The sequence below is a fragment of the Candidatus Cloacimonadota bacterium genome (assembly GCA_011372345.1).
Lineage (GTDB): Bacteria > Cloacimonadota > Cloacimonadia > Cloacimonadales > TCS61 > DRTC01.
Window position 1 is genome coordinate 1 of sequence record DRTC01000503.1, and the last position, 7200, is coordinate 7200.

Genomic DNA, 7200 nt, shown 5'->3' on the forward strand with positions numbered 1-7200 from the left:
CTTTCTTTCACTAGTTCTTACATTAAGATTCGGAAGGATGTATATGTCCCGGAACTTTCCGATCCGGCAACTGCCGGATAGAATTCCTTCATGAGAAGCTTCGGAAAGGCATCACATTTTTTCATAAGTTTTCATAATTTATATTACACTACCAGATCAGAACTTGTTCTGATCCCTTTAATGTTATGGTTTCTTCATTGATTATTGGACTCGGAACAAGTTCCGAGCTACAGTAGTTCAGGAACTTGTTCTGAACATTGTTTTGTATTCCAGTCTCATCAAAATTTTCTTGGTTTCGGAACAATCAGTCAAAAGCCGGAATAAAGGTTCCGAACTACGATTGTTCTGATTCAATTTTTCATTACGGTTTGCTCAATAATTTTCAGGTTTCGGAACAAGTTCCGAACTACAGCATTTTCTCATAGATCTTCATATATTCGCCTGCTGTTTTTTCCATATTGAACATTCTTCTGGATTGGCTCATAATTCTCCGGATTTGTTTCATACGGATAGCGAAAGGTTGTTCATAAAACTTGAGCGCTTCTTTGATCCCGAATTCAATTCCGGTTTTATCCAACATTACGAAGACAAAACCATTTCCCTTATTCTTTTTCACATCAAGATGTTCGATCGTATCTTTCAAACCACCTGTAGCCCGCACGATCGGTAAAGTTCCAAATCTGGGAACTTCCATTTGCGGAAGTCCGCAAGGTTCATAACGGGATGGCATTAGAATGAAGTCAGAAGCTGCTTTACCGAGAGTACTTAAAGATTCATCGAAAGTTTGAAATTTGAGATTGCTATTTTTTTTGGATAGTACTTTTAATTTATTCTCGACTTTAAGATCACCATTAGCGACCACGGCGATCTGCATTTTGTACTTTTTCAGGAAATATTCGGCATGATCGACCAGCAATTCGGGAGATTTCTGGGAATACAATCTGTTCGGCCAAAAGAATAGAGGGATATCCGGTTCGAGAGGAAGTTTCATTTTTTCCTGGAAAAGCTTCTTATTTTCTGCTTTCTTCTCCATGACCGTGTGCTTATTGAAATTGATTATATCAGGCATAACTTCGGGATTTATAGTATCATTGGGAGCATTTAGAATTCCGAACGCTTTATCTTGTTCACATTTATCTTTAATAACCTGATAGATGGGTCTGGAAACGAGTTCCGGGAAATAATCATCTTTCAGTTCTTCCAGAAAAGTCTGGCTGACCGTATTAAAATAATCGGCAGCAAAGATCGCACTCGCTGTGAAATCAACTTTATTAGTATTAAAATATTTTCGCCAATTCTGTTTAATGTTTTCCGGAAATTCTTCAAAATATAAATTTTCGACAAATTCCATCGGTTTTATTCCGCTTAATTCGATATCCATCAAAGTCTGCTTTTCAGTAAAAATATTATGAAGCGTGAACAGCGATTTTATACCTTTTGCTTTTGCTGCTGCCGGGATCAAACCTGTCATCCAGTCATTGCAGTGTACAACATCCGGTTCTATCCAATCAAGAAGATTATTGATCACATATCTTTGAAAAACAAGGGAACGACGCACAGGAGAATGAAGCTTATGCTCCGCATAAGGATTGCTCAAATATGAAAATGCACTATCATTAACGAGGTGAATTCCTTTTCCCTGCAATGTGATAGACAATCTGTCGATCTGCTGGTTTGTGTATTTGGAAACATTTTTGATGCGGTTATCATATTTGGGAAGAACGATGTGCAGTTCAAATTCGCGACTTTCATTGAGATGACGAACCAGACTTGCAGAAATATCTCCGAGACCACCGCCTTTGGCTGACACAAAATTAGCAGCATTTCCCATACCTTCCGGAAGTTCTGTTATTTCCGGGGTACAGAGAAGGATTTTTGGTTTTTTGCTCATTATTTTGATTTCCTATTTATTCTTTTTACCAAATTGCATTAGGAAAATTCGTTTGGTTTGGCTTGTTCCCAAATTGTATTTGGGAACATTATTAGCTATGAAATTTCATTTCGATTTATCATTTTTTTGTGTTCAAAGTGAAACTTTTACTCAATTGCATTCTCAAATGTAAATTGAGAACGAGGATGAAGCAACCGGTAACGGTCCGGCAGCAACTAATTTTTTCTGCCTTGAATCGACAGTCAGGTTCAATCCTTCCAAAGTTCTTGCTCCCAATAACTCCATATCACCTTCCTGGGCAAAGACAACTTCATCGATCGTAAAAAAATCATTTATCCTGATAATGGCAAAGCCGATTGTACGAGTTATTTTTTGTCCATTTGCCATAATGAAAGTCAGGTCTTTTTTTTCTCTAATCACTCCAATTTTTTTTAGATTATTCTCCGATACCCAAGTATATTCACTTCCCGTATCAACAAGTAGTTTATTGACAATTATTTTGTTCGCTCTATTAATATGATTTTGAACTTCGCAACTTGTATAAAAAGTACCCATTAAAACCTCCAGATTTAGAGCATTTATTTAGGATTTTATGTCAAGAATTTTGCTGAATGATTTTTCAATGCTCTTTACAAACTTGCCAAATTTTCAGAAATTTGGCAAGTTTTCATCGATCATTTCACATAAACCGTCTTAATATTCACAAATTCTTTGATCCCATAGTGTGAAAGTTCTCGTCCATATCCGCTTTCCTTGATTCCACCAAAAGGAAGTCGCGGATCGGAACGGACAAAATCATTCACAAAACAGCATCCTGCTTCCAGTTCTTTTTCAGCGATCCTTTTTCCTTTTTCTTCGTCAGATGTGAATACTGCAGCACCAAGTCCGAATTTTGAATCATTTGCGATTCTGATCGCATCCTCTTCATCTCCGGCAGAAATAATGACAGCAACCGGTCCGAATAATTCTTCATTATATGCCGGAGTTCCTTTTTGGACATTTGTCAGAACTGTCGGTGGATAAAATGCACCTTTATCATCAGGGATTTTTCCACCTAAAATGCAATCTGCACCTTTTTCGATGCTTCTTTGAACTTGCTCGTGAAGTTCGTCTCTTAAATCGTATCTTGATAGAGGACCAATCGTTGTTTCTTTATTTTTTGGATCACCCATTTTTTGTGCCGACATTTGTTTAACGAGAAGTTCTTCAAATCTTTCTTTTACTTTCTCCACCACAATAAATCTTTTCGCAGCAATACAGCTCTGACCGGCATTGATCAGTTTAGAGGTTACACAAATTGGAACTACTTTTTCCAGATCGGCGTCTTCGAGGATAATGTAAGGATCGCTTCCGCCAAGTTCGAGAACAGTTTTTTTCAACATTTCACCTGATTTTTTAGCAACTGATTTACCGGCTGAAGTACTTCCGGTCAAGGTTACAGCCTTTATCAAAGTATTTTCAATAATTTCATTAACTTTGTTACTTCCAATCAGTAAAGTCTTAAAAACATTTTCCGGGAATCCTGCTTGCCTGAAAATATCTTCGATCGCTAAAGCACATCCGGGAACATTGGATGCATGCTTCAATATTCCGACATTTCCTGCCATCAGAGCAGGAGCAGCAAATCGGAAAACCTGCCAGAAAGGAAAATTCCAGGGCATGACAGCAAGTACAATTCCGAAAGGTTGGAAGGTAACAAAACTTTCAGTTGCATCTGTTTCAACGATTTCCGGTTCTAAAAACTTTTTAGAATTTTTGGCATAATAATCGCAAACCCAGGCACATTTTTCTGCTTCCGCTTTTCCGCTTCTGAAAAGTTTTCCCATTTCATTCATCATCAGTTCAGCATATTCTTCGGATTTATTTCGCAGGATTTGAGCAGCTTTGGTCATGAGCCAGGTTCGTTCTTCAAAATCGGTTTTTTTCCAATCAAGAAATGACTGATGAGACTTTTCGATTTGGATTTTTACTTCTTCTGAAGTATGTTCTTTGTATTCTTTGATCGTTTTTTCTGTAAAAGGATTTATGGATTTCATGAGACGCTTCTCGTAGTTCAGAACTTGTTCTGAACCTTTTTCTTAAATTTCTGTCTCATCTAATATTTTCTGGTTTCGGAACAAGTTCCGAGCTACTTAAAATTCCTGTGACAATAAAAATTAAACCGATAAAAGTTGAAAGTAAAATTTTTTCTCCGACCATAAAGTTTATGAAGATCAAAGACAAAAATGGAGTCAAATAAATAAGGTTGTTTACTTTTGCAGTTGTATCGGAAAGAGTCAGAGCTTTTAACCAGACAAAAAAAGTGATCGCCATCTCAAATAAGGAGATGTAAATTGTTCCCAGAATTCCCTTTATTGAAGGAAAATCGATCTTCACAAATACAAAAGAGAAAATTAAAATATAAAAAAATCCAAAGATAAAACTCAAAAAAAGTTTTACGATCTCATCCCTTTTATCTTTTACATTTAAGATAAAGAAAAAAGCCCAGATGATCGATGAAAAAAGGGCAAGCCCAACTCCGAATGAGTTTGAGAATTTCAAACTGAAAATATTTCCTTGAGTAGAAATAATGATCACTCCCAGAAAACAGATCAAAAGTGAAATGATATTCTTAAATTTGATCTTTTGTTTGAGAATGGGAATCGAGAAAAGGACGATCATCAAAGGCCAGATAAAATTCAAAGGTTGAGCTTCCTGAGCTGGCAGTAATTCGTAAGCTTTGAAAAGAATCAGATAATAAAGAAAAGGATTCAAAAATCCCAGAAAAAGAGAATGTAAGTATTCCTTTCTGGAAAAAGAAAATATCAGGTTGAATTTTTTTTGAATAACTAAAAAAATAAATAAAACAAGAGAAGCAAAAAAAGATGAAAATAAGAGCAGATGAAGAAAATCCAGATATCTTAATGAAATTTTGAAGGCTGATGCTGCGGTTGACCAGAGAAGAACTGCGAATGTTGCGTAGATGTAGGCTTTTTGCTGATTTGTCATTTTTGCTTTCAAACTTGCTAAATTTCAAAAATTTGGCAGGTTTTCGTTATGATAAGGTTCAGCATGAATTGTAGCTTCAATATCCAGTTCTGATTTGATTAGTTTCTCAATTTTATCAGCAACATTATGAGCTTCGACTAATTTCATATCAGGAGCAAGGACGATATGAAAGGTGATCTCTTTATGGCTTCCGTAACAATGATAATGCAGGTGATGAAAATGAATTTCCTGATCGATATTTGTGTTTATTATTTCTTTGATTTTATGAACGATTTCCTCATCCGGTTCTTCTCCGATCAAGGGACTGATAGATTTTTTCAGGATATTGAAAGCTGCATAAAAGATCATCAATGAAAGAAGAAATCCCATCACACTGTCTATCCACCAGAAATATTTTCCAAGAAAAATTCCGATCAAGACCATTAATGAAGTAAGAGCGTCGCTGCGATGATGCCAGCCATCTGCGGAAAGTAAAGTTGATTTTGTCTTCCTTGCTCCCCAGAATGAGAATTGAGCCATAAATTCTTTTAAAACAATCGAGATGATGATGATGATAATTGCTTTCATCGAGAAATTTGCAGCTTGATGTTCTCTGAATCGTTGAAATGATTCAATTAAAAAATTGAAAGCTACAATTGTGAGAATAATTCCTATGATTAGAGATGCTATGATTTCCGCGCGACCATGTCCGAACGGATGTTCTTTATCAGGAGGTTTGTTGGAAATTTTAATTCCAAAAAAAAGGATGATCGAAGAAAAAGAATCCGATAAAGTGTGCCAGGCATCAGCAATGATAGCGATGGAAGCTGTTTTTATTCCGACGATATATTTCAGGATGAAGAGGATAATATTGAGCAATATCGAAATCCCTGCTTCTAAATATGCGATGGATTTTTTTTCTTTTTTCATTTGTTTTTATTTTTACGAAAATTGTAGCATAAGAAATTCTTTAATGATAATTTTCGTAAAGTTAGTTTAGACATCGATCCTAAATAGAGGAACCCACATCTCATCACTGGTCAGACCGCAATGATGCGATTTCAGTTCATGTTCATCCTTCCCGTTCTGCAGGAAGATCGGTTTCATCGCCGAATTAGCAATCGCAATCGCGACATGATCTCCGATAAAGTCATCGATTTTAGGATGCTGCTTTCCAAATCCCAATAGATTTGAATCAAAAAGTTCTTCTCTTTTCATAAATAAAAAATCTTTTTCATACCTTTTAATGATCGTTTCAAAATCGTTCATTTTATGAGTCTTCACAAAAAATGAAATAAATCTCGGTTCGGGAAATGCAGGCAGGATCAAACAATCATTCAATTCTTTATCTTCATTTACATAAAAATATTTATTCACATCTATCAGTCCGTGATCTGCTGTAATAAAAATTGTTGTATTCTTTACTTCTGTGGATAATTTCTTCAAATTCAAATCAATTTCTTTAATGTAATTTTCAACGATTTTAGAATTAACTCCATTTTCATGTTCCAAACTATCCGGGAAAGGAGAATAAACAAGAATAAATTTTTTACCTTTTTCTTTGAGATTTATATCATCCGGACAAAAAATTGTTTTGTCGTTTTCAAAAGATAGATCAAGAGCGTTTTTTGTCATATATTTTGAGTAAATACTATCTTCAAGGTATTTTGGTTTCAAATAGAACAATTGAGTTTCCGGATCAGTCTTTTTTATCTTTGAAAAAATATTAGGAATATTAAGAAAATCATGAGTATTGAAATGTTCTTTATGCAAAGCATTACCGGAAATGCTGTCTTTATTGGGCAAAAAATCGATCAATTTGAAATAATCCTTGAAGTATAAACTCCAACCTAAAGCTCCATGTTCCAACGGAGATTTTCCGGTATAAATACTTGTCATAGCAGAAGTGGTTGTAGAAGGGAAAACGGATGTGATCTTATCAATGAAATGTTCGGCTAAAAATGAGCAGGAAGTTTTCCTGTATTTTTGGAAAAGATTATAACCAAAACCATCGAAGATCATTAAAATGATGTTTTGCTTTTGTTTGAGTTCTTTGATATCGATCTGCTGGAGAGGATTGTGTTCAGTCTTTACATTGTATGTTTTCATGATTGTTGAGATCAGGTTCAGGATGGAATTGTTGTAGTCAGGATAAATTATTTCTTTATTTTTCATATTTTTTTCTGTCATTCTGAGTATTTCCCCTTGCTTCTCTCTCGAAGAATCTTCAGCGTTAAAAATTCATTTACAAATTTGAGTTGCAGATTTCTCATAAGAAATATTTGAAAGAATCCGTCTCTTTCAAGAAAGAGAAATACTCGAAATGACAAGTTCTGCTAGAA

General features: G+C 35.2%; 6 protein-coding genes. All 6 read right to left on the bottom strand.

Features of this window, described 5'->3' with window-relative positions; translation table 11 throughout:
* Positions 1-406: 406 nt before the first annotated feature.
* The 6 genes from ENL20_09705 to ENL20_09730 all read right to left on the bottom strand — a co-directional run bounded on the left by ENL20_09705 (position 407) and on the right by ENL20_09730 (position 7048).
* Positions 407-1891 (bottom strand): glycogen synthase, encoded by a 1485-nt coding sequence (locus ENL20_09705; GenBank protein ID HHE38831.1) that lies wholly within the window; start codon positions 1889-1891, stop codon positions 407-409.
* 162 nt (positions 1892-2053) lie between these two features.
* Positions 2054-2446 (bottom strand): hypothetical protein, encoded by a 393-nt coding sequence (locus ENL20_09710; GenBank protein HHE38832.1) that lies wholly within the window; start codon positions 2444-2446, stop codon positions 2054-2056.
* Between the two features lie 119 nt (positions 2447-2565).
* Positions 2566-3927, bottom strand: a complete 1362-nt coding sequence (locus ENL20_09715; GenBank protein ID HHE38833.1) for an NAD-dependent succinate-semialdehyde dehydrogenase — start codon at positions 3925-3927, stop codon at positions 2566-2568.
* A gap of 55 nt (positions 3928-3982) precedes the next feature.
* On the bottom strand, positions 3983-4879 hold the full coding sequence (locus ENL20_09720) for a DMT family transporter (GenBank protein HHE38834.1): 897 nt from the start codon (positions 4877-4879) through the stop codon (positions 3983-3985).
* A 24-nt stretch (positions 4880-4903) separates the two neighbouring features.
* Complete coding sequence (locus ENL20_09725; protein HHE38835.1) at positions 4904-5788, bottom strand: cation transporter; 885 nt, start codon at positions 5786-5788, stop codon at positions 4904-4906.
* A 66-nt stretch (positions 5789-5854) separates the two neighbouring features.
* A complete protein-coding gene (locus ENL20_09730; protein ID HHE38836.1) occupies positions 5855-7048 on the bottom strand; it encodes a hypothetical protein in 1194 nt (397 codons plus the stop codon).
* Positions 7049-7200 lie beyond the last annotated feature (152 nt).